This is a genomic window from Arsenicibacter rosenii, assembly GCF_001870735.1.
GTDB lineage: Bacteria > Bacteroidota > Bacteroidia > Cytophagales > Spirosomataceae > Arsenicibacter > Arsenicibacter rosenii.
On the sequence record NZ_MORL01000125.1, the window covers coordinates 1 to 1634 of the forward strand.

2 protein-coding genes are annotated in these 1634 nt (G+C 55.0%); both read left to right on the forward strand.

Annotation, left to right across the window (positions count from 1 at the left end):
• Nucleotides 1–661 (forward strand): c-type cytochrome (locus BLX24_RS30250; protein ID WP_143092921.1); only part of this gene is annotated, 661 nt, incomplete at its 5' end.
• Between the two features lie 68 nt (nt 662–729).
• The coding region (locus BLX24_RS30255; RefSeq protein ID WP_229201929.1) for an NPCBM/NEW2 domain-containing protein at nt 730–1634 on the forward strand (905 nt) is incomplete at its 3' end.

A 1634-nucleotide genomic window follows, 5' to 3' on the forward strand; every position in this document is an offset into this window, starting at 1 on the left:
GTACCTGTCCATGGCGCTTCCGGCCTGGATTAACGTGTCCGACGCGACCTTTCTGCCCGTTTTGTCGGCCATTGAGAAAAAATATGCCACCCAGCGGGTTGTTCAGGAGGCCGTTACCAGCGCTCTGGGTGGCCGGGAAGAGCAGTATCTGGCGTCTATGAATCCGTCTGACCTGCTGAAAAACAACCTGAATACCACGATCGGTAAACGGCAGCGGAAAGAAATGAACCCCATTTATGTGGTGGAAACCAACGAAGTCGATAACCGTACGCGTGGGCTGAAACTCTTCCGGAGCATCTGTGCCACCTGCCACGGGGCCGACGGCAAAGGGATCCAGGACCTGGCCCCGCCTCTCAAAGGCTCGGAATACATCGACGGCTCCATGAAACGGCTGGCAGCCATCATTCTGCACGGGGTGAGCGGGCCGATAACGGTCAACGGAACCCTCTACCGGCTCAATAACGAAATGCCGGCGCTGCTCCATAATAAGGACATCAGCGACCAGGACATTGCCGACATCATCCGGTTTACGCAGAATGCCTTTGCCAAACAAGGCAAAAACATTTCTGCTGCTGATGTAAAACTAATGCGGGATAAAAAACCGGCCGGCACCGGTGTCTTTACCGAAAAGCAACTACTCGAAACCGATTTTGATAAATAGGCCGGTCGTCATTGGTCAGTAGCGGAATTGTCCGTTCACTGATGGCAGCCGGCTACTGACCAATGATTATGATGACGAAACCCCTGATTCTTTTACTCCTTTTCGTATCCGTTTTTTCCTTTGCCCAGCCCGTCAGAACAGTATGGCTGGATGATCTGCCGATTCAGACGTTTTCGGAGGGTCTCCGGCCGGTCCAGGCAAAGCGCAATTACAGTAACGATACCCTCCGCATCAACGGCAAAACCTACCTGCGGGGCCTTGGCGGGCAATCGCCCTGCATTCTGCCGTTTGCCCTCAACGGAAAAGCCAACCGGTTTCTGGCCCTGGTTGCGGCCGATGATCTGGGCAACAAAGATATTCCGCTCTCCTTTTTTGTTCTCGGCGACGGTAAGGTTTTGTTTGAAAAACGGGACATGCGGATCGGTGATCAGCCCGTACCGGTAAACGTCGACCTGACCGGCATCAGGCAGCTGGGGCTACTGGTTACCGACCCCGTTGGTGGCATCAACAATAAACGCACCTACTGCAACTGGATTGATGCACGGCTTGAAATGGCCGGGGATGCCATGCCCGGATACGTTATTCATCAGGAAACAAAATACATCCTGACGCCCCCCGTTGCCAAAACCCCGAAAATTAACTCGGCCAGGCTGTTCGGTGCTACCCCGGATAACCCTGTCCTGTACACCATCGCTGCCACCGGTCAGCGCCCCATGACGTTTGCCGCCACCGGCCTGCCCAAAGGACTAACCCTTGACCCGAAAACCGGTATTATCTCGGGCCGCGTAGCGGCAAAAGGAGCCTATCCCGTCAAGCTGAGCGCCGGAAACGCCCTTGGAACCGCCACGCAATCCTTAACCATTCACATCGGCGATACGATTGCGATGACTCCGCCCATCGGCTGGAACGGCTGGAACTCATGGGAGGCGCATATCGATCAGGAAAAGGTAATTGCCTCGGCAGATGCCATGGT